We start from the raw sequence: 20,797 nt of genomic DNA on the forward strand, positions 1-20,797 counted from the left end.
GCCTTTCGACTCAGACCTGCGTGCTTCTTCTGTCCACTTGACGGACCTGCGGGGCTTGAGTAGAGTAATTCCAATGTCGGCCCACTCCATCCTCATCAGCGAGGTACCCTTAGCGTGACCTCACGTCCTCAGCCGTCCGCGCCTTTTGCAGCACAAGCCATTCCCTTCGACGAGTATCTCGCATCGGGCAAGATCCCCGAGGGGCTTCTCACGAGTGAATACATCGGGCAACAGTTTGTTGAGCGATTGGTTCACTACGTACTGAGCGTTCCTGCCGGGAGCTACACGATGGCACAACTCAGCCGTCTTCTCGAGGAGCTGGATCCACGCGCCCAGGTCTTCTTTTTCAAGCGACTGAAAGAAAATAGTCCGGATAGTCTGAAAGATTTTGCCCCGCTGTATTATGGATTCATGAACGAGTTTCATTCCCTCCTGTTTACGTAAGTCACTGCCCAGTAAAAAAATACCTTGTCGGCCCCCCATTCTCAGGTATAATCACGAGAACCTCTTAATGAGCCAAGGAGCACTATGAATCCCACGTTACAGCGCGCTGTTACGAGTTTTTATAATCTGGTGTACGAAGCCCAGACTTTCGCGACCACCATGTCTCGGATCGACACCGCCGAGCAGGAACACTATGCCGGGCGGATCGAAGGGCTGAACTGGGTCTTGGATCGCTGTCAGGAGCTGGAGGACATGGATGCCAATATCACTCCCACGACACTGCAACGTGTCCTGACGGAAGTGAAATCGGACTTGGATCATGAGCTCTCCGTACAGCGGCGCGAAAAAGGCCGACGGGCCGACGGACGCGAGGAAGCCCTGACCTTCGTGGCGGACTACTTGTCCAGCCTGATCACGGCAACTGAGATCGAATCCGCCAAAACCTCCGTGTAACCGCCTGTCGATTGTCTCCAGGCTTATCCTTCGTCATGGCCTCCTCCGAGGGCGACTATGGCCCGTGAGTGGATCATCTTCGCCGTTTGTCTCGGCTTGGGAGGCCATATTGCCCTTGCCGTGGTGTTGCACGCGCCTGACCTGTGGCCATGGAGCAAAGCCTGGCTCTACGGGTTGCTCTCAGGCGTCGCGCTCTATGTCCTGGTTCAGGTCATCCGTTCACTCTGGTGGATTTTTCGCGGCAGGAACGCTGAGGAGCCGGAAACACCCGAGGATCAACGTATCGGCCATCCTTGATTCCAATCCAGGCAGGCATCGTCCTGTTGCGCCGCATCGATCTCCCTCAGTAGAATACCGCTCATGCAGCCACGTTCGAACAGACCCTCGCCGCTCAATTGGCCTCCAAGCGCCATGCGCCCGCGCCCCGCACCGTCACAACCTGGTCAACGCCAGACAGATCAATATGACTCGTTCAACGCTTCCCTGCTGTACTGCGGACAATGTCGCCAGGCAACTCCTACGCGCCAACGGCTCCTGCTCGTCCTGCCGACAGGGAATCTCTACGAATACCTCTGCGCTCAATGCGGAGCCTCCACCGGCTCCAAGACGGAAAGTGCTTCGGCCGAAGGTGGACTGCTCGCCCCGTAACCATTCGTGCCGCAATCCAGTGCCAGACGGTCGCTTCGGCGCGTACGCTCACGCATGACACGCCGAGTTATAAGCCGGGATCGTCAACGCCCATGGCAAGCGCGAACGCCTGCCAAGGGAGTACTCGCATTGGAGAAGAGAGGACCGAGGGAGGGTAATCAGGAAACCTGTTCGAGAGGGATACCTTCGTCGATCAACATGACAGGAATGTCTTCTCGTACGGGGTAGAGAATCTTGTTGTCGGATCGGATCAATCCTCCATCGAGCTTCTCCGTAACCGGCTTGTGGGCTTTATTTTTGAGCGCCCCGCGCTCGATCGCACCGTTCACCTTTTGAATCAACTGCTCATCGGCAAGAGCCACGGCCTGCTTCGTTTCGGGGCAACAAAGAATGGCTAACAGATCCTTGTCGAGGTTCACCTTTTTTCCTGCGGCATCGCTCACAATATCTCTCACAATCCCACCCGATAGGGGTGACTGAACGGTTACCGGAAAGATAGTCCAAATGAATCGACAGATCAAGAAGATACCAAATCGCCCCCCTTTCTGATATCGTCATTGATCTATTCCTCCTTCACTCACCAACATCGGGGCGCGACGTGACTGCTTCGCATCGGCTCGGACGCATTTTCCTTACCGGACTCCTCGTGCTCCTTCCGGCTTGGACAACGTTTCTCATTTTGGCCGCGCTGTTTGAGACACTGGATTCCTTCTTGCTCAATCTCATCGGCCGGCAGATCCAGCCCTATGCCCCGGGACTCGGCCTCCTGCTGCTCATTGGAATGGTACTCACGGTCGGGGCCATTGCGACCCAGGTCATCGGACAACGAGTTGTACGCTGGACCGAGTCCGTCCTGGACCGGATTCCCTTGATTCGCAGCATCTATATGACACTCAAGGGTATGACGGATTTACTGAACTACCGGGCACGCTTCGGACAAAGCACCGTGGTGGCCTTCCCTTTTCCACGCGACGGCCTTTGGGCCCTGGGTTTTGTCATGGGCTCTCCACCGGCGGCACTTCAAATCGCACCAATGGTGGAATTGGTGATGGTCTTTGTCCCGACTGCCATCCATCCCTTCACGGGATACTTGGCCTTGATTCCCAAAACACAATTACACCCGCTGAACCTGTTGCCGGAAGAGGCATTGAAGTTGGAGTTTTCAGCGGGACTCTATCGCCCCTTACCAGGCTGGCTGACGTCGCCGGCACGTAACCCATCATGAGTCTAGCCGATAGCCTGACCGTACGTCCCGCCACACTGGAAGACCTCGACGCGCTCACGACATTCAGCGCCGCCATGGCCCTGGAAACTGAGCAACGCACACTGGATCACGCACGCTTACGCCTGGGAACCCAAGCGGTTCTCGAACAGCCTGAACGAGGGCGGTTTTACGTGGCAGACTTGCGGCCAGAGCCGCCAGCCGATAGAGTAACCGTAGGCCAGCTGCTCCTCACGTACGAGTGGAGCGATTGGCGGAACGCCCAATTCTGGTGGATCCAGAGTGTGTACGTACACCCTGACTGGCGACGCAAAGGCATTTATCGGTCGATGCATGGCGCCATCATCAACCTCGCTCGATCACAACCGGGTGTGTGCGGTGTCCGGCTGTACGTCGAAGGCGACAATCACATCGCCAAATGCGTCTATGAACGAGTCGGGCTCTCGCCATCCAGCTACCAGGTGTACGAGTCTGATTTTGTCCTACCCACCCCCCACAGCGCCCGCACAAAGGCGTAAGTTAGTCCGATCGACGGCCGCATAAGGAGGATCACATGCGACGAGTGAGTGTGCTGTTGGTTCTGATGCTCCTGACACTGAATGCCTGCGCGTTCAGCCGAGGCACCCTCGGCGACGAGATCAAGACCGAAACCGTCAACTCCATCAAGAAGGGAGTGACCACCAGGTCCGAAGTCCTGGCTCTACTCGGTGCTCCTGACCGACTCCTTCAACTGAACGGACGTGATCTCTTTCAGTACTACCGGTACGATGCCAAGGTCGGCAGTCTGCTGTTGATCGTGCTCAATTTTTCGCGCGTGTCGGTCAAGAGCGACGATCTGTTTGTGGTGATCAACCGCGAAGGGACCGTCGAGGAAGTAATCGCGTCAAAACGAACAGAGGGCCTGGAATTCCGCTTCTGGCCATTCGGAGACTAAGGTCATGACAGGCTGGAACCGCTCGGTCACGCTGCTGTGCTCCGCAGTCATTGCCCTGGCTTTGGCCGGCTGTAACGTGGCTCGCCTCACGATCAACACCCCCCTGACGCCGGAATCGGTAGCCTTCATTGCGGAAGGCCGCACCACCCTGGCCGATGTCGTCGACACACTCGGAGCACCGGATTCCATTACCGATACGGAAACAGGAACTATCGTCACCTACCGGTTCCTCAACGCCAAATATTCGCGGGTCAATTTCGGCTGGCTACTGAAACCCTGGTCGCCCGTGGATCCCGACCTCGTGTTCTCGCGCTCCGGCCTCGGCACAGACGCGTTCGAACTCCTGTGCGACGACCATTGGATTGTCACCCACCATGCCTTTGTGCGTCACCGCCCCGCACCGCCGTTCACACCCTATCCGTTCTGACCCCTCTGCACATACGCCTCGCATCGGTGAATTGCCGCCCCCGGCACATCTCGTTATAATGCCGCTCATGGGTGCAGGTTCTTCCGACGAGTCATCGAGCCAACAGGCCCCCGGCACATCATCCTCCTATATCCCGGCTGATCACGACATCGACTTTCTCCAACGCGACGAACTGCGCCCCCTGCGCCTTGGGTTGGAGTTGCTCAAGCCGGAATTGATACAGACAGAGCAGGGTATCCGCTCGACGATCGTGGTCTTCGGGAGCGCACGGCTGATGGAGCCATCGCGCGCACGCCAAGCCCTGGAACAAGCCTCGACAGCATTACAGGCCTCCCCCGACGATCGAACCTGTCAGCAACGTGTCGCCCTCGCCGAACGCCGTCTGGCCCTCTCGCGATACTATGATGTCGCCCGGGAATTCGGCCGGCTTGTGTCCTCAACCTGCCAGATCGACGGGCAATGCGACTACGTCATCGTCACGGGTGGCGGCCCGGGCATTATGGAGGCGGCCAATCGTGGAGCCGCGGACGCCGGCGCCAAGTCCATGGGGCTCAACATCACGCTGCCGCACGAGCAGCGGCCCAATCCCTACATCACGCCAGACCTCTGTTTTCAATTTCGGTACTTCGCGCTGCGCAAGATGCATTTTCTCCTTCGAGCCCGGGCGCTGGTCGTATTCCCCGGCGGGTTCGGTACACTCGACGAACTCTTTGAGACACTGACCCTTCTCCAGACCGGCAAAACGCGCAACATCACGATCATCCTGATGGGGCAAGCCTTTTGGGAGCGCCTCATCAATTGGCCGCTGTTGATTGAAGAAGGCCTGGTGGGCCCCGAGGACCTCGCGCTCTTCCACTTTGCAGAAACGGCTCAGCAGGCCTGGGATCTCATCAGCCGAAGCCATGGAGGCCCGTCCGCCCGATGAAACTCTCATTCCACGGAGCCGCGAGATCCGTTACGGGAAGCCGCCACCTGCTCGAAATGCCCGGCAATAGAATTCTCCTGGATTGCGGACTCTTTCAGGGACAGCGCCAGGAAGCGGATCGTCAAAACCGGTTTCTGGGATTCGACCCGCGCTCGATCCAAGCCGTGTTGTTGTCCCATGCCCATATCGACCATTCCGGGGCTCTTCCCGTGCTGGGCAAACATCAGTTCCGCGGGAATGTGCACATGACCCGCGCGACCGTAGATCTTGCCGCGGTGATGCTGGAGGATTCGGCCCGCCTACAGGAGAACGATTGCGCCTATCTGAACAAGAAAGAAAACCGTCGGGGCAAGCGCTGCCTGCAACCCTTCTATGAGAGCCGCGATGCCCGCGCCATCATCCGTCGCTTCGTAGGGGCGCGGTACGGGGACACGATCAAGGTCACCCCTCGCGTCACCGCCTCCTTTCACGACGTCGGTCACATTCTGGGATCCGCCGCCATTCGCCTCAAATATTCCGCGCGCGGCAACAGTACGACAGTGCTCTTCTCAGGTGACTTGGGACGGTCGCAGATGCCGATCCTCCGCGATCCGGCTCCGCCGCCAAGCTGCGATGTGCTGATCATTGAATCCACCTACGGCGACCGCCTGCACGAAGAAGCCGGGGAGGCGCTGACCCAAAAAGCCCAGCAACTGGTCGCCCATGCCAAGGCGCACAAAAGCAAGATCATCGTGCCCGCGTTCGCGCTCGGACGCACGCAAGACCTGGTCATGCGGATCAAACGACTGGTGGCGGAGGGGCGAATCGACCCGCTCCCGATTTATATCGATTCGCCTCTGGCCTCGAAAGTGACAGACGTCTTCCGAAAGCACCCCGAGTGTTACGACGAAGAGACCTTCCGCACGTTCACATCGGAAGGGGATCCCTTTGCGGCCCGATATATCCGCTATGTCTCCTCGCCGGAAGAAAGCAAACGATTGAATGAGATGAAAGGCCCCTGCGTGATCATCGCCTCTTCCGGCATGTGCGAAGGAGGGCGCGTCGTGCACCATCTCAAACATGGCATCCAGGACGAAGCCAACATCATCGCCATCGTGGGATTTCAGGCCGAGCATACGCTGGGGCGCAGACTGGTTGAAGGATGGGATGTCGTGCCGATTTTCGGGATCCCGACGCCGCGCCGTGCTCAGGTGGTCGTCTTTAACGGATTGTCGGCCCATGCGGACCGGAACGATCTGCTTGCGTACGTGCGGGCGATCTCTCCCGCCCCTCAGCAAGTGTTCGTGGTCCACGGAGAAGAAAAACAAGCCTTGTCGCTGGGAGCGGCCATCCAGACAGAACACCCCGGGATGGCTGTCGTGGTCCCGGCCAAAGACAGCATATACGAGATCTAGCCCCGCTGCTCGGGCACACCTACTCAGGGAGGAGGTCGGCAGTCATGAACCCGTCAAGAACGATTCTCAATGCGGTACGGGCTTGCGCCGTGATTCTTCTGACTGCCTGCGTGTCTCCGGCCTGGTGCCTAGACGGATCGCCCGATTCGGTGGACCAGGTCCGAGTCCGCGCGCGCGCATTGGGGCTGCACCCCGGACAATTTCAGCCCGGTCCCTTGAATGCCATCACCGATGTGCCCGGGGTCAAGGTCGGCCAGGTGACGCTGATGCAAGGGGACGGCCCCCTGCAGCCCGGACAGGGACCGGTTAGAACCGGCGTCACGGTTATCGTGCCACGGGATGATGTGTGGCACAAGAAAGTCCCGGCCGGATCCTTTGTCCTGAACGGCACCGGAGAAATGACGGGGCTCTCCTGGGTCGCAGAATCGGGCTTTCTCGAATACCCCATCGCACTGACCAACACACTGAACGTGCCTCGAGTTGCCAATGGCGTGATCAGCTGGATGCTCAAGCAATATCCCGGCATCGGCATTACCGACGACACCCTGACCCCCGTCGTGGCGGAATGTGACGATGGACGCTTGAATGACATTCAAGGGCGTCACGTCTCGGAAACCGATGTCATGCGGGCCTTGGATGAAGCCTCCTCAGGCCCTGTGGCGGAAGGCAGCGTGGGAGCCGGAACCGGCATGATCTCCTATGGATTCAAAGGCGGCATCGGCACAGCCTCGCGGCGGCTCCCTGAGGCCAATGGCGGATTTACGATCGGGGTGTTGGTGAACGCCAACCATGGCCGCAGACCAGAACTCACCATGGGCGGTGTACCGGTCGGGCAACGGTACGGTGCCGCTCTAACCCAATCCAGCCTGTCGCCGGAACAGAATTCGAGCTCCCTTCACGCCTCCCGCGAAGGAACCAGCGGCAACGCCGAAGGGTCGATCATTGTCGTCATTGCCACCGATGCGCCGTTGGATGGTCGGCAACTCACCCGCCTCGGAAAACGAGCGGCATTAGGACTCGCCCGCACCGGCTCAACCGCCCGCCACGGGAGCGGGGATTTCATGCTGGCCTTCTCCACCGGCAACGTCATCCCCCATTACCCGTCCGACCCCACCTTTTCACTCACCCATCTGGCCGACACCCACCTCAATCCGGTGATGACCGCCACGGTTGAGGCCACAGAAGAAGCGATTCTGAATGCGCTCACCGGAGCCACCACCGTCACCGGGCGCGACGGGTTTCGAGCCGAAGCCATCTCCATCCCTCGTCTGCGTGAGCTCCTATCCGCCGGTGCCACGCCCGGGCCCTAACAGCCCGCCATCTCCCCGGCTGAGCCGTCGATACCTTGCTTTTGCAAGGCCCCACGGCTATTCTCCTGGCTTGTCAGTACGTCATCCGGAGGGCTATGGCTGATTATCCTATCGGAGGTGGCCTCACACTTCTGACCGCGCTAGAAAAGAACGGCAAGTTCGCTGAATTTTTACAGACGCGCATGACGCAAGCACTGGAAACCCAGGACCCGACCGAACTCCACTACTTGCTCGCCCAGCTCGATGACTACCATTCGTATATGTGGCGCTATTACAAGAAACTCGCGTCGGACCGACCTGAGCGCATGAATCCGGGTGTCTAACCGCACCGGACAGCTCACGACCCTGATCCTATTGGCAAAGACAGACCTGTGATTCTCACACCTCCATCAACACTGCGGTTCGCCTCCGCCCTCACCCGTCAGGCTGACGCGCAGGCTGCGGCGGATGAATTGATCCGAGCCATTCGCGTGCAATTGGGCTCCTCACGCATCGACGTCGCCTTCCTGTTCATCTCCGCCCAACATGCCGATCAGGCCGATACGCTCTCGCACGCACTCCGCACGGCACTCGGCCCCGACACCTTGGTCGGTTGTACAGGAGAGGGAGTCATTGCCACCGGACGAGAAGTCGAAACGGGACCGGCCGCAGCCCTCTGGGCGGCCCATTTGCCCGGAGTCATCGCACATCCGTTACGACTGTCGTTTTCAAGCGTCCACGATCAGTTTTCACTGCGTGACTGGCCCGAACTGGACTATGGAGGCGAGTCGGCCCCCGTCATGCTCCTCTTCGCAGATCCCTTCTCCACCCCGCTGCAAGACGTGTTGGGCGTCATTGAGGAGCGTTACCCGCATGCTCGTGCGCTCGGTGGGCTGGCAGGTGGCGGGCAGGATCTTGCCGAGAATCGCCTTTTTCTGGATGACGAGGTGTACAGCGATGGCTTAGTCGGTGTCGTGCTCTCCGGAAACATCTCGGTTCGCACCGTTATTTCGCAAGGCTGTCGTCCGATCGGAGACCGGTTCATCGTCACAAAGGCGGAGCACAACGTCATTCAAGAACTCGGCGGAATCCCGGCCTTGCATTGTTTGCAAACCGTCTTCGGGCAACTCTCCATGGATGAACGCGCGCAAGCCCAACGGGCCCTCCATATCGGCATCGCCATGGATGAGCAACGCGCGCAATTTACCCGGGGGGATTTTCTGATCCGCAATCTACTTGGAGCAGACCAACAGACGGGGGCCATCGTCGTCGGTGACGTCATCCAGGAAGGACAAACCGTTCAATTTCAAGTCCGGGACGCACAGTCCGCAGACGAGGATCTCCACGCGTTACTCACCGCTTCCCGTCTGGAGGAATCACAACGGCCACTGGGGGCGCTGCTGTTCAGTTGTTGCGGACGCGGGAAAGGACTCTTCGGGGTTCCCAACCATGACGCGTCTGTCCTGGGAGAACAATTGGGCGCTATTCCTCTGGCGGGATTTTTCGCGCAGGGCGAGTTGGGACCGGTCGGCGGACGTAATTTTCTCCACGGTTATACCGCGAGCATCGCCATCTTTTCTGAACCGGATCGATCAGACACACAAGGCTCGAATCATTGACTACCGTCAGCGCATGCAGGTCACGCCACCGAACCTGCAGACTGGACAAGGACACCTCTATGAACACTCGCTTCTGGCTGACGACTTGCGGTATCGTGGGATTCTTATTCCTAACCATAGGGAGACCAATCATGGCACAGAGTGAACAAACCGCCTCAACGCCTGAAATCACAACCGTTTCAGGCCTTACCTACACAGACGTCGTAGTGGGCACAGGCCGTGAGGCTGCCGCGGGAAACCTGGTGACCGTCCACTATACCGGCTGGCTGACCAACGGGAAAAAATTCGATAGCTCCGTTGACCGCAGCGAGCCGTTCTCCTTTCCACTCGGTGCCGGCAGGGTCATCAAGGGATGGGATGAAGGCGTCGCGGGAATGAAAGTCGGCGGAAAACGGAAGCTGACCATTCCTTCTCAACTTGGATACGGTGCGCGTGGAGCCGGCGGCGTGATCCCGCCTAATGCGACCCTCGTCTTCGACGTGGAACTGCTGGAAGTCCGGTAGGACCGTTTTACACGCGCAGGCATTCACTCACCACCGTGGACGTTAGACGCACCTGATGAAACAGACACCCCTCATCGACGCTCACCGCAAAGCCCAGGGCAAACTCGTCGACTTTGCAGGCTGGGAAATGCCCATCCAATATTCCGGCGTAGTAGACGAATATCAGACTGTCCGCCGGCACGCAGGACTGTTCGATGTGAGTCACATGGGGCGCATCAGCGTCAGCGGACCGGGCTCGTTGGCATTTTTGCAGCGCGTCACCACGAACGATGTGTCAAAACTGTCCGTGCGTCAATCGCATTACTCCATGATCTGTGCCCCGAACGGCGGCATCAAAGACGACATCTTCGTCTACCACGTGAAGCCGTATGAGTTTTTGGTTTGCGTGAACGCCTCGAACCGGGAAAAGATTGTGGCATGGCTGCATGAGAAGGTGGCGCAAGCCCAGGGTTGCAAAGTCCAGGACCAGTCAGCGTCCCTCGCGCAAATCGCGATCCAAGGTCCGGCTTCACGTGACATCCTGGCAGCCGCCGGCCTTGCAGACCTCACGACGCTGAAAATTCGTCACTGCCTGGACGCCACGCTCTGTGGTCATTCACTGTTGGTGACACGGACCGGGTATACCGGCGAGTTGGGATATGAGTTGTATCTTCCGGCAGCGGGGGCGCCGACAGTCTGGGATCGACTCCTCGAAGCGGGACGTCCACTGGGGATTAAGCCGGCAGGGTTAGGCGCACGTGATTTGCTCCGGCTCGAAATGGCCTACCTGCTCTATGGCAACGACATGAATGAGGAAACAACTCCCATCGAGGCCGGGGCGGAATGGGTTGTGAAATTCGATAAGGGAGACTTCATCGGCCGGACTGAATTGCTTGCCCAACAATCACAGGGAGCAGCACGACGGCTCGTGGCGTTCGAGCTCGTCGAAAAGGCTGTGCCGCGTCACGGATTCAAAATTCTGAGTGCACAGGTACCTCATGCTGAAATCGGTGAAGTCACCAGCGGAAACCTGTCGCCCTTGCTGCAAAAAGGTATCGGTATGGGATATGTCACGCCCGCTGCAGCCCAACCAGGATCGTCCATTCTGATCGATATTCGAGGCAAGGCTTGCCCCGCCGTCGTCGTAAAACCACCGTTTTACAAGAAACCCGCGGGCACGCCGTAAGTCATGGTGAAACCGATCTACAAGGGCACGGTGGTCACGCTCAACGTCGATACGGTGCGCCTGCCGAACGGCCATACAATCGATCTGGAAGTCATCCGCCATCCCGGTGCCTCCGCCGTCGTTCCCCTGAAAGAAGATGGAACGGTCGTGCTGATCCGTCAATTCCGTCATGCGGCGAACGGTTTTATTTACGAAATACCCGCCGGGAAACTCCATCCGAAAGAAGACCCGCTCGACTGTGCGGCCCGCGAACTCGAAGAGGAGATCGGCTACAAGGCCGGTCGCTTCGAACTCCTCTCCAGCATTTTCACCGCGCCGGGATTTGCGGATGAAGTCATCCACATCTATCTTGCGACGGGCCTGACGATCGGCACGCAAAATCTGGATCAGGATGAAGTCCTGGAAGTGGTGGAAATGCCTCTCCGCGAGGCCATTGCGAAAATCGAGGATGGAACCATTCGGGACGGAAAAACGATCGTAGGGCTACAAGCAGTCTATATTCGGCAGGAGCGATACCGGTAGACGACCCAAGAGGTCTCCCACCTCCAGGATGGGAGACCTCCCAAGCCAGCTAGCCTCGCCAGAAACGGTGTTGTGTTTAGTGGCCGCCCTTTTTCTCGTCCTTCTTCTTCTCTTCGCCGAACACGGTCTGGGACAGGTGTCCACCCTTCTTCTCTTCCTTCTTCTTCTCTTCACCGAAGAGGGTCTGGGAGAAGTGGCCGCCCTTCTTCTCTTCCTTCTTCTTGTCGTCACCGGCGAACGAAGGAGCGCTGAACGCCACCAACAATGCAGCCGCCATCACCGTCAACATCATCTTCTTCATTCTGACTCACCTCCTGTTAGGTTTGAAATTACCAACGACCGACGGATGTTCGGTAAAGCAAAGTCCTTGCCTCATACACCCACAGATCTAAACTGTTGTTTTTTCGGACATGTCATGCATCGCACTTCGCAATGCTACAGAAAGCACAGCTCGATTCTGTGGCAGAATAGCCTGGACGATACTAAACCGCCTCATCAGTCGATTCAGCAGACGCGACAAGGTACGCTCTCACGACCATCATGCCAGAACAACCTCCTCTGCCAGATCATCTCCGCCCGGAACTCAGCATCGTATTCGTGGGCATCAATCCTGGGCTACGCTCAGCCGCGCTGGGGCATCACTACGCGGGACCTTCGAATCGTTTCTGGAAACTGATTTACGACGCGAACCTTGTGCCGGAACCACTCAGCTACCGAGATGACGGGCGACTACCGGAATGGGGATTGGGACTCACCAATCTGGTCAGCCGATCGACCGCGAGCATGGAGAGTCTCACGCCGCAGGATTATACGGCCGGCCGACTTGTGCTCATGCGGAAACTTCTCCGGTATCGCCCGCGTGTTGTCGCCCTGCTCGGCATGACGCTCTACCCCATCCTCTTTCCACTCGAACCAAAACAGACAGGACGAAAACCAGGTCTGCAACCAGCGACACTATACGACTCCAATATCGTGTTACTCCCCAACCCGAGTGGGCGAAACGCATCCTATCCCTACCATTCCATGCTGGAGGCTTTTCGTACGCTGACACCGTGGGCCAAGAGCGGCCTCAAGAGTCCTCCCTGACTTATCCTATTCACGCCGTGCGCTCCGCTGGAATTCCGTCGGGGACCTGCTGTAAAATCTGCGGCTGATTTCCTTCGGGCACACCGAAACGGACACTCCATGAAATGTTCTCCCATCACGATGAGCCTTGCGATCGCTCTGTTATTCGTTGCCGAGCCGGCTTCCGCAGGCACCTCGGTTCAACAACTCACGGCCGATGCGCTGCACGAATGTGCGCTGGGCCGTCAGGCTCAGACTCGTGCGGAACGCGTTCAACATTTCGCACAAGGTCAAGCGTTTGGAGAACAGGCGGTCGAAAAGGACGACTCATCCCCCGATGCCCACTTCTCGCTGTTTTGTAACCTCGGTGAGCAACTGCGGATCGACGGGGAAAGCCTGACCTCGCTCTTCGGCTTCAGACGCATGATGAAGGAGTTGAACCGCACCCTCGAACTGGCTCCGGACCATTTGGATGCCCTCTCAGCCAAGGGAACCGTTCTGGTGCGCATTCCGGCATTCATGGGCGGGGATAAAGAAAAGGGGGAGACGCTGCTGCGTCAGGTCATTGCCAGGGAACCGGCTGCCGTCAATGCCCGGTTGAGCCTGGCAAAGAGCTATTGCGCCAATGGGCGGCATGAAGAAGCGGTTGCCATTGCCACAAAGGCGCTGGATCTCGCGCAAAGCCTGCAGCGCGCGGACTTCATTCCCGAAGCCCGGCAAGTGCTGTCCCAGTTACGAGCCCAAGCGGCCAAAGGTAATTGAGCAGCCCGCTTTTCCCACTCGCCTGAAATCAGGCCTACCGACTTACGAACGCGGCGGCGGTTCCAGCTGCCTGATCCCAGATCGACATAACTGCTCGATGTCATCTTTGGTCGGCATCGACTCCTGCGCCCCACGACCGGTGGTGGCCAACGCACCGGCCGCATTAGCCCGCACGATCGCGCTCTTGATCGGTACCCCTTCAGCCACAGCACAGGCCACAGCACCGTTAAACGCATCTCCGGCGCCTGTCGAATCAATCGTCTCGACAAGAAAACCGGGGATATGGGTCACGTCGTTACCAGTTGCCAAGAACGCCCCGTTTGCGCCACAGGTCACGACCACGGTGCCGACGCCACGATCAGTAAGAATCCGTGCCGCCTCTGCCGGATCCGCCGAACCGGTCAACGCCTGCGCTTCGCTTTCGTTGGGAGTGAGGATATCGATCAATCGCAGGAGGTCCGACGGCAATGGAGCAGCCGGAGCCGGATTAAGAATCGTGGTGAGACCGCATTCGCGGCCAAGCCTCAACGCTTCGAAAACAGTCTCCCGCGGAATTTCCATTTGAAGCAGCAACACCCGTGCTCCGGCTATCAACTCACGATGCTGCCGCAGATCAGCTGGTGTCAGACGCCCATTGCTCCCCGGCACGACCGCAATCTGATTCTCTCCGGAGTGATCGACGAGAATCATCGCAACTCCGGTGGGGAATTCGGCATCGCGAAGAAGGATCGGGCGCGACAGCCCCTGCGCGGCCAAGTGCTGTTCGATCAACCGTCCATTGGCATCCGCCCCCAGCTTGCTGAGAAATGCGACCTCCGCACCGGCGCGGGCTGCCGCGACGGCCTGATTTGCGCCCTTGCCGCCGAATGATTGGGCGAAACGGTACCCGAGGACGGTTTCTCCCCGGCTCGGCAGACGATCGACCGACGCCACCAAATCGATATTGCTGGACCCAACCACTAGGATCATGGGCACAGCCGGTTGCGTAGGAAACTCAGCGTCCGGTCGACATCGACATCAACGGCCACGCGCATGTTCGGACGTGCCTTCTCCTCCGGCGTGCGCTGGCGACGATCGGCGATGGTAATCCCGCGAGACACTCGCCCGGCCATTTCAACCGACACATGCAACGGCTCCACCTTCAACAAGGAGGAATCGACGGCGGCCAGAACGGCCAACGGATCGTGGAAATAGAAGAGCCCATGCCCTTCAACCTTTTCAGCGAACTCGAATGCCTTCCGCGTCATGTCAGTTGTCATCCGAGCGAGCGGGGCACGCGACTCAGCGGCCCAGGTCATCAAGCTCTCCCGTGTCACTCCGACGCGGGTCGTCACATCGAGCGGAACGAGCGTGAGCGGGAGCGACGCCTGAAACACCCGATGCGCCGCATGCGGATCTACATACATATTAAACTCTGCTGCGGGGGCAACATTGCCGGGTACGCCGATCGCGCCCCCCATCACGATCACCGAACGGAACTTCTGAACCGTCAGGGGATTCACCTTCAACGCCACGGCCACATTCGTCAGTGGTCCTAACGTGATCAGCGTGACCTCATCGGGATACCGGCGGACACATTCATTCCAAACATCCTGGGCAGTTGAGAGCACAGAAGGCAACCGGACTTGAGGGTATCGCGGCGTCCCCTCCTCGGCCAGGACAGAGTCGAGTTCGCCAAGCCCGTCGCTTCCGTGGACCTGGACCGCTGTCACAAGATCCTCCTCCAAAGGCCGCGCCGCGCCCTGCCCGACCAACAGCCCCGGAGGTGGCTGTACAACGTTCAGCAGGCGGAACAAATTCTTCGTCGCCTGTCCCACCGGCACGTTCCCGCACACGGTGGTCACCCCGACGACCTGCAATTCGGGCGAGGCGAACGCCAGCAACAGCGCCAGGGCGTCATCGACTCCTGGATCGGTATCGAGAATCACTTTCGTAGGAGAGGGTCTCTGCATGCCTAGAAGATTTGATAGGGAATCGACCCCTATTACAAGCCGACGTCACGCCCGGATACCGGTGCGGCAAATCGGGTAGCTTGTCCAAGTCCTTCCAGAACGGACTGATACCCTGACGCCTCGTCGGGAGGTCCCATGAGAAAATATATCACCGACGTATTGCCGGGCCCGAGGACTGCCAAGGCACGACCAGCCAGGTCTTCACCCTGATACGAGCGGGCGATCGAGCGTTCAGTCTCAACTTCAGAGCCGGCAGGAATAAACGACAACCCGTGTAACAGCGACAGGGGTTGACTGAGGTGATCGCGGACCGTCTCCCGGGTCACATCGGTGAGGGGAAACATCATTCCCAGGCCCTTCCCTTCTTCCGCCATCAGAAAGGGCATCTCCGAATCTTCGGGGCGAGTACTTTGCCAACCGGTCGGCACCAGGAACGACCAATCGGTCCCGGGAATTCTGAGCCTGGCGCCGGCGCGGTACGTCACGCCGGGATCGACATCGAGCATGGGACTGCTCTGTTGCATCTCCGCAGCCGCGCCCGATTCTGAATCAGCCCAAGCCCGTGGCGAGAAGAACAGGGGCAACAGAAGACAACCGGCGGCGATCGAAAGGACGGCATGCACCTGCGGCAGGCGATATGTCGCCGTGTCCGTCGAGGAGGCACCGCCCACAGATCGATTAGGAAGCGGGATCCATCGGAGGACAGGTGCAAAAGAGGTGGCGGTCGCCATAGGCTTCATCGATACGACCCACGCTCGGCCAAAATTTGTTGTCACGCACCCACGGAGCAGGAAACGCCGCCTGCTCACGCGAGTACGGCTTCGTCCACTCAGCCGCGGTCACAGATAATGCCGTGTGAGGAGCATTTTTTAGAACATTGCCCGCACGCGGTTGCCGGCCTTCGGCAATCGATTGAATCTCGCCCCGGATCGCGATCAAGGCTTCGCACAACCGGTCCAACTCCGCCTTCACTTCGCTCTCCGTCGGCTCGATCATCAAGGTCCCGGCCACGGGAAACGAGACCGTGGGAGCGTGGAACCCGTAATCCATGAGACGCTTGGCCACGTCCATCGCTTCCACACCGCTGCTCTCCTTGAGCGGGCGCAGATCCAAAATGAACTCATGTGCGACGAAGCCACGGGTGCCGCTATACAACACGGGGTAATACTTTTCTAATCGTTTGGCCATATAGTTGGCGTTCAGAATGGCCACCTGCGTGGCTTTGGTCAGGCCCTCTCGTCCCATCAGGGCAATATAGACCCAGGAAATCGTGAGGATGCTCGGGCTCCCGTACGGCGCGGCGGCGATCGGGCCGATCGACTCCGGTCCACCCAGTTTGGTGACCGGGTGTCCGGGCAGAAACGGCACCAAATGACGGGCGACCCCGATCGGTCCCATCCCGGGCCCGCCACCGCCGTGAGGAATGCAGAACGTCTTGTGAAGGTTCAGGTGACAGACGTCCGCCCCCAGGTCGGCCGGCCGACAGAGCCCGACCTGAGCATTCATGTTGGCCCCGTCCATATAAACCTGCCCGCCATGCGTGTGCACGAGCTGGCACATGCGGCGAATCCCTTCCTCAAAAACACCGTGGGTCGAGGGATAGGTGATCATCAACGCCGCGAGGCAGTTGCGATGCTGAGTGGCTTTGGCCTCAAGATCGTTCAGATCCACATTGCCACGCTCGTCACAGGCCACCGGGACCACCGTCATCCCGCACATCGAAGCGCTCGCAGGATTGGTCCCGTGCGCCGACACTGGAATCAAGCAAACGTCGCGTTGCGTTTCGCCGCGATGCCGATGATGCGCACGGATCACCATCAACCCGGCATACTCCCCCTGCGAACCGGCATTGGGTTGCAGCGAAATGGCGGCAAACCCGGTCAGTTCAGCCAACCAGGCTTCGAGCTGTTGGAACAGCGTCTGGTATCCCTGCGCCTGCTCGGACGGAGCAAACGGGTGGAGGCGCCCGAACTCCGGCCAGGTCACCGGCAACATTTCCGCCGTCGCATTCAGTTTCATCGTACAGGACCCCAAGGGAATCATGGAATGCACGAGCGACAAGTCGCGGGACTGAAGTCGATGGATGTAGCGTAAAAGTTCATGTTCGGCATGGTACCGGTGAAACACCGGATGCGTGAGATAGGGGCTCGTGCGCGCGAGCGGTGCGGGATAACGCACATCGACCGAGGCGAGAATGGCCTGAAATTCTTCGGCAGGGATCTCATGACCGACGAAGAGCGCCAACACCTGCTGGACTTCCTCAACCGTACTCCATTCATCCAACGAAAGCCCCAGGCTCTGATCGTCGTACTGACGGAGATTGATCTTCTGCTGTCGCGCCCGGTTCAGAATGGTGTCCGATTGCGCCGGCGACAGTGGAACACGCAACGTGTCGAACACCGGCTCCAGGCCGACGGCACAACCATGCCGGCGCAAACCTTCAGCCAGTACCATCGTCAGGCCGTGAATTCGCTCTGCAATCCGCCGCAACCCTGCAGGACCGTGATAGACCGCATACATCCCCGCCATGACGGCCAACAGCACTTGCGCCGTGCAGATATTGCTGGTGGCCTTCTCGCGCCGGATATGTTGTTCCCGGGTCTGCAGCGACAAGCGATAGGCCACGCGGCCCGCCACATCTTTCGAGACGCCGATGATCCGGCCCGGCATCTGCCGGCGAAACTCCTCCTTGGTGGCAAGAAACGCCGCATGGGGCCCACCGAATCCAAGCGGGACACCGAACCGTTGGCTGGATCCGACCGCCACGTCCGCTCCGAATTCTCCCGGTGAACGCAGCAGCGTGAGCGCCAGCAAGTCGGTCGCCACCACGACGTAGGCCCCCGAGGCATGCGCGCGCGTGATGAACTCGCTGTAGTCACCGACGTACCCGTCCGTCGAGGGGTATTGAAGCAACAGCCCGAAGAACTCGTCCCGGGAAAGATCCAACGACTGAATCGCACCGATCTGCAGGACGATGCCCAGCGGTTCCGCACGGGTCTGCACCACCGCAATCGTTTGCGGATGGCAATTTTCAGAGACGAAGAACTTCTTGCGCTCATGCCCGGCCGCTCGAGACATGGCCGCACACATCGTCATCGCCTCGGCTGCGGCAGTCGCCTCATCGAGGAGCGACGCATTGGCGAGCGGTAAGCCGGTCAGATCGGCGACCATGGTCTGAAAATTGACCAGTGCCTCGAGACGCCCCTGCGCAATCTCGGCTTGATACGGGGTGTACTGCGTATACCATCCGGGATCCTCCAGAATGTTCCGCTGGATCACCAACGGCGTGACGCAATCGTAGTACCCCATGCCGATCAAAGACCGCCACACCTGATTCTGTCCGGCCAAGCCACGCAATTCCGCCAGGACCTGCTGCTCACCCCGCGGGGACGGCACCGTCAAGGAGGTCTGCAAGCGAATATCGGACGGGACCGTCACCTCGACGAGGGCCTCCAACGACGGCAGGCTCAATGTGGCCAACATCTCCTGGATGTCGGAATCCGTCGGGCCAATATGGCGGGGCACAAACGTATCGTTCGGTTCAAGGAAATTCGGTTGTGGCATGGGGGTGAAATCCTGCTAAAAGTTGACGCTCTCGTGCATTCGAAGCGGCGTGGGCTAACCTATCATGCAGGACCGAGTTTTCCAAGCGTTCAGCGCCCATCGCCCGTCGCTTGTTTTCCGAAATTCCATAGCGTAATAGTGACATCGGATGTCCCTCCCGGGATGTCGATCGCACGGCTGAACGGTGGCCAGGATACGAAGACCATGATCACACATGACATCTTGATCGTCGGAGCGGGACTCGCCGGAATGCGGGCGGCTATTGCCGCACCGCCTGACCTCAATGTGGCACTCCTCTCCAAGGTTCATCCGGTCCGCAGCCACTCCGTGGCCGCCCAAGGCGGAATTAACGCGGCCATCGGGGAGCAGGACTCCTGGGAAGCCCATGCCTATGACACGGCCAAGGGGGGACTTTACCTGGGCGATCAGGATGCGATCGAGGCCATGTGCCGGGAAGCCCCGCAAGACATTTTAGAGCTTGAACGCATGGGTGTGATCTTCAGCCGCACCCCGGAAGGGCGAATCGCCCAACGGCCGTTCGGGGGAGCCGGATTTCCACGAACCTGCTATGCCGCCGACCGCACCGGGCACGCGCTGTTGCACGCCATGTACGAGCAGCTGATGAAGAGACAGTGCCGGGTGTACGAAGAATGGTACGTCACGGCGTTGCTGGTCGAACAGGGCCGTTGTTGCGGAGTGGTGGCCTGGGATCTGGTCCATGGAGGATTGCAGGTCCTGCGTGCAAAGGCCGTCATTCTTGCCACCGGCGGGAGCGGCCGCGTCTTTTCGACCAGCACGAATGCCGTCATTAACACCGGAGACGGCATGGCCCTGGCCTATCGCGCGGGCCTCCCGCTGGAAGACATGGAGTTCGTCCAGTTCCATCCGACCACCTTGAAAGACACTGGCATTCTGATCACCGAGGGCGCGCGCGGGGAAGGCGGCTATTTGCTGAACACGCTCGGCGAGCGGTTCATGAAACGATATGCGCCGGAGCAGATGGAGCTGGCGACCCGCTCCACGGTGTCGCTGGCCATCGGCCAGGAAATTCAAGAAGGACGAGGCGTCGACGGCTGCGTCTTACTCGACCTTCGACACCTCGGCCGCGCCCGTATTCTGGAGCGGCTCCCGCAGATTCGAGAGCTGGCCCTGGAATTCGCCGGACTCGATCCGATCGAAACACCCATTCCCATTCGACCCGGCGCCCATTACCAAATGGGCGGCGTGAAAACCAACGCTTGGGGAGAGACCGACCTACCGGGACTCTTCGCCGCAGGCGAATGCGCTTGCGTGAGTGTGCACGGAGCCAATCGCCTGGGAGGGAATTCCCTCCTCGAAACCATTGTCTTCGGACGCCGGGCCGGCACGAGAGCCGCGGAGGCGATCCGCGACTGTGACCTGCAGCCAGTTCCCGAAGAAGTCCTCAAAGGTGAAGAACAGCGATTGAAGACCCTGCTGATTAATCCCGGCCCCGAGCGGGCCTGGCAGATACGGGATGACCTCGGCAAGACCATGAGCCTCAATCTGGGCATCTTCCGCACCAAGCAGTCCATGCAAGAGGCCCTGGGGGCCATTCAAGCCCTCAAGGTCCGTGCACAACGGATGTGCGTTCAGGACAAGGGACAGATCTTCAACACCGACCTGATCCAGGCGCTTGAACTCCAGTGCCTACTCGACATCGCGGACACCATCGTCGTGAGCGCCCTCGGACGGGAAGAAAGCCGCGGGGCCCACTATCGGGCCGATTTCCCCACTCGAAACGACAGCGCCTGGCTCCGCCACACCGTAAGCCACCATCAGGCGGATGGGCCCCGGTTGAGCTATGTTCCCGTCACCATTACACGATTCCCTCTCGCATAACGCCTCGATTCCCGTCCCAGACGTGCCCTGTTCGATGAGTACCCGCTAA

The 20,797-nt window shown here is 59.3% G+C and carries 24 protein-coding genes; 18 read left to right on the forward strand and 6 right to left on the reverse strand.

Annotated elements, in window-relative coordinates:
• Positions 1 to 114: 114 nt before the first annotated feature.
• The 3 genes from NSND_RS12500 (at position 115) to NSND_RS12510 (ending at position 1,194) form a co-directional block, all read left to right on the forward strand.
• Positions 115 to 444 (forward strand): hypothetical protein, encoded by a 330-nt coding sequence (locus NSND_RS12500; protein WP_013246939.1) that lies wholly within the window; start codon positions 115 to 117, stop codon positions 442 to 444.
• A gap of 84 nt (positions 445 to 528) precedes the next feature.
• Positions 529 to 897, forward strand: a complete 369-nt coding sequence (locus tag NSND_RS12505; RefSeq protein ID WP_013246938.1) for a hypothetical protein — start codon at positions 529 to 531, stop codon at positions 895 to 897.
• A 57-nt stretch (positions 898 to 954) separates the two neighbouring features.
• Positions 955 to 1,194: a hypothetical protein gene (locus tag NSND_RS12510; RefSeq protein WP_080879321.1), complete on the forward strand. Its 240-nt coding sequence runs from the start codon at positions 955 to 957 to the stop codon at positions 1,192 to 1,194.
• A gap of 509 nt (positions 1,195 to 1,703) precedes the next feature.
• On the opposite strand, the gene NSND_RS12520 is transcribed toward NSND_RS12510, so the two are convergent.
• On the reverse strand, positions 1,704 to 2,000 hold the full coding sequence (locus NSND_RS12520) for a Trm112 family protein (protein ID WP_200810529.1): 297 nt from the start codon (positions 1,998 to 2,000) through the stop codon (positions 1,704 to 1,706).
• Positions 2,001 to 2,143: 143 nt separating this feature from the next.
• Here NSND_RS12520 and NSND_RS12525 point away from each other — a divergent pair, with 143 nt between their 5' ends.
• The 12 genes from NSND_RS12525 (at position 2,144) to NSND_RS12580 (ending at position 11,545) form a co-directional block, all read left to right on the forward strand.
• A complete protein-coding gene (locus NSND_RS12525) occupies positions 2,144 to 2,770 on the forward strand; it encodes a DUF502 domain-containing protein (protein ID WP_143833539.1) in 627 nt (208 codons plus the stop codon).
• Positions 2,767 to 3,285 (forward strand): GNAT family N-acetyltransferase, encoded by a 519-nt coding sequence (locus NSND_RS12530; protein ID WP_080879324.1) that lies wholly within the window; start codon positions 2,767 to 2,769, stop codon positions 3,283 to 3,285. Before NSND_RS12525 ends, NSND_RS12530 begins: the two co-directional genes overlap by 4 nt.
• Before the next feature lie 35 nt (positions 3,286 to 3,320).
• On the forward strand, positions 3,321 to 3,701 hold the full coding sequence (locus NSND_RS12535; RefSeq protein WP_080879325.1) for a hypothetical protein: 381 nt from the start codon (positions 3,321 to 3,323) through the stop codon (positions 3,699 to 3,701).
• Between the two features lie 4 nt (positions 3,702 to 3,705).
• Complete coding sequence (locus tag NSND_RS12540; protein WP_080879326.1) at positions 3,706 to 4,128, forward strand: hypothetical protein; 423 nt, start codon at positions 3,706 to 3,708, stop codon at positions 4,126 to 4,128.
• Positions 4,129 to 4,195: 67 nt separating this feature from the next.
• Positions 4,196 to 5,053: an LOG family protein gene (locus tag NSND_RS12545; RefSeq protein ID WP_235000240.1), complete on the forward strand. Its 858-nt coding sequence runs from the start codon at positions 4,196 to 4,198 to the stop codon at positions 5,051 to 5,053.
• Positions 5,050 to 6,447 (forward strand): MBL fold metallo-hydrolase RNA specificity domain-containing protein, encoded by a 1,398-nt coding sequence (locus tag NSND_RS12550; RefSeq protein WP_080879328.1) that lies wholly within the window; start codon positions 5,050 to 5,052, stop codon positions 6,445 to 6,447. Before NSND_RS12545 ends, NSND_RS12550 begins: the two co-directional genes overlap by 4 nt.
• A gap of 44 nt (positions 6,448 to 6,491) precedes the next feature.
• Positions 6,492 to 7,757: a DmpA family aminopeptidase gene (locus NSND_RS12555; RefSeq protein ID WP_080879329.1), complete on the forward strand. Its 1,266-nt coding sequence runs from the start codon at positions 6,492 to 6,494 to the stop codon at positions 7,755 to 7,757.
• 95 nt (positions 7,758 to 7,852) lie between these two features.
• Complete coding sequence (locus NSND_RS21515) at positions 7,853 to 8,080, forward strand: hypothetical protein (protein WP_080879330.1); 228 nt, start codon at positions 7,853 to 7,855, stop codon at positions 8,078 to 8,080.
• Positions 8,081 to 8,128: 48 nt separating this feature from the next.
• The gene (locus NSND_RS12565; protein WP_080879331.1) at positions 8,129 to 9,355 is read left to right on the forward strand and encodes an FIST signal transduction protein; all 1,227 of its coding nucleotides are present in this window, start codon (positions 8,129 to 8,131) and stop codon (positions 9,353 to 9,355) included.
• A gap of 131 nt (positions 9,356 to 9,486) precedes the next feature.
• On the forward strand, positions 9,487 to 9,858 hold the full coding sequence (locus NSND_RS12570) for an FKBP-type peptidyl-prolyl cis-trans isomerase (RefSeq protein ID WP_080879332.1): 372 nt from the start codon (positions 9,487 to 9,489) through the stop codon (positions 9,856 to 9,858).
• 55 nt (positions 9,859 to 9,913) lie between these two features.
• Positions 9,914 to 11,023, forward strand: coding sequence for a glycine cleavage system aminomethyltransferase GcvT (gcvT, locus tag NSND_RS12575; RefSeq protein WP_080879333.1), 1,110 nt, complete (start codon positions 9,914 to 9,916; stop codon positions 11,021 to 11,023).
• Positions 11,024 to 11,026: 3 nt separating this feature from the next.
• Positions 11,027 to 11,545, forward strand: coding sequence for an NUDIX domain-containing protein (locus tag NSND_RS12580; RefSeq protein WP_080879334.1), 519 nt, complete (start codon positions 11,027 to 11,029; stop codon positions 11,543 to 11,545).
• Between the two features lie 76 nt (positions 11,546 to 11,621).
• On the opposite strand, the gene NSND_RS12585 is transcribed toward NSND_RS12580, so the two are convergent.
• Positions 11,622 to 11,846, reverse strand: coding sequence for a hypothetical protein (locus NSND_RS12585; protein ID WP_080879335.1), 225 nt, complete (start codon positions 11,844 to 11,846; stop codon positions 11,622 to 11,624).
• A gap of 239 nt (positions 11,847 to 12,085) precedes the next feature.
• On the opposite strand from NSND_RS12585, the gene NSND_RS12590 reads away from it, so the two are divergent.
• A complete protein-coding gene (locus NSND_RS12590) occupies positions 12,086 to 12,631 on the forward strand; it encodes a mismatch-specific DNA-glycosylase (RefSeq protein ID WP_080879336.1) in 546 nt (181 codons plus the stop codon).
• A gap of 99 nt (positions 12,632 to 12,730) precedes the next feature.
• Entirely contained in the window at positions 12,731 to 13,372 is a 642-nt protein-coding gene (locus NSND_RS12595; protein ID WP_080879337.1) for a tetratricopeptide repeat protein, read from the forward strand.
• A gap of 42 nt (positions 13,373 to 13,414) precedes the next feature.
• Here NSND_RS12595 and rbsK read toward each other — a convergent pair whose 3' ends face one another.
• Genes rbsK through gcvP form a run of 4 tightly spaced genes read right to left on the reverse strand, consistent with a single transcriptional unit; the run spans position 13,415 to position 18,888 of the window.
• Positions 13,415 to 14,341 (reverse strand): ribokinase, encoded by a 927-nt coding sequence (rbsK, locus tag NSND_RS12600; protein ID WP_080879338.1) that lies wholly within the window; start codon positions 14,339 to 14,341, stop codon positions 13,415 to 13,417.
• Positions 14,338 to 15,324, reverse strand: a complete 987-nt coding sequence (locus NSND_RS12605) for a nucleoside hydrolase (protein ID WP_080879339.1) — start codon at positions 15,322 to 15,324, stop codon at positions 14,338 to 14,340. The genes rbsK and NSND_RS12605 overlap by 4 nt, the downstream gene beginning before the upstream one ends.
• A gap of 32 nt (positions 15,325 to 15,356) precedes the next feature.
• Positions 15,357 to 16,055, reverse strand: coding sequence for a hypothetical protein (locus tag NSND_RS12610; RefSeq protein ID WP_143833540.1), 699 nt, complete (start codon positions 16,053 to 16,055; stop codon positions 15,357 to 15,359).
• Positions 16,003 to 18,888: an aminomethyl-transferring glycine dehydrogenase gene (gene gcvP, locus NSND_RS12615; protein ID WP_080879341.1), complete on the reverse strand. Its 2,886-nt coding sequence runs from the start codon at positions 18,886 to 18,888 to the stop codon at positions 16,003 to 16,005. The genes NSND_RS12610 and gcvP overlap by 53 nt, the downstream gene beginning before the upstream one ends.
• A 204-nt stretch (positions 18,889 to 19,092) precedes the next feature.
• Between gcvP and NSND_RS12620 the strand changes: the two genes are divergently transcribed.
• Positions 19,093 to 20,748: an FAD-binding protein gene (locus NSND_RS12620; protein WP_080880876.1), complete on the forward strand. Its 1,656-nt coding sequence runs from the start codon at positions 19,093 to 19,095 to the stop codon at positions 20,746 to 20,748.
• The last annotated feature ends 49 nt before the right edge of the window (positions 20,749 to 20,797 follow it).

Origin of the sequence: Nitrospira sp. ND1 (genome assembly GCF_900170025.1) — a bacterium.
Lineage (GTDB): Bacteria > Nitrospirota > Nitrospiria > Nitrospirales > Nitrospiraceae > Nitrospira_A.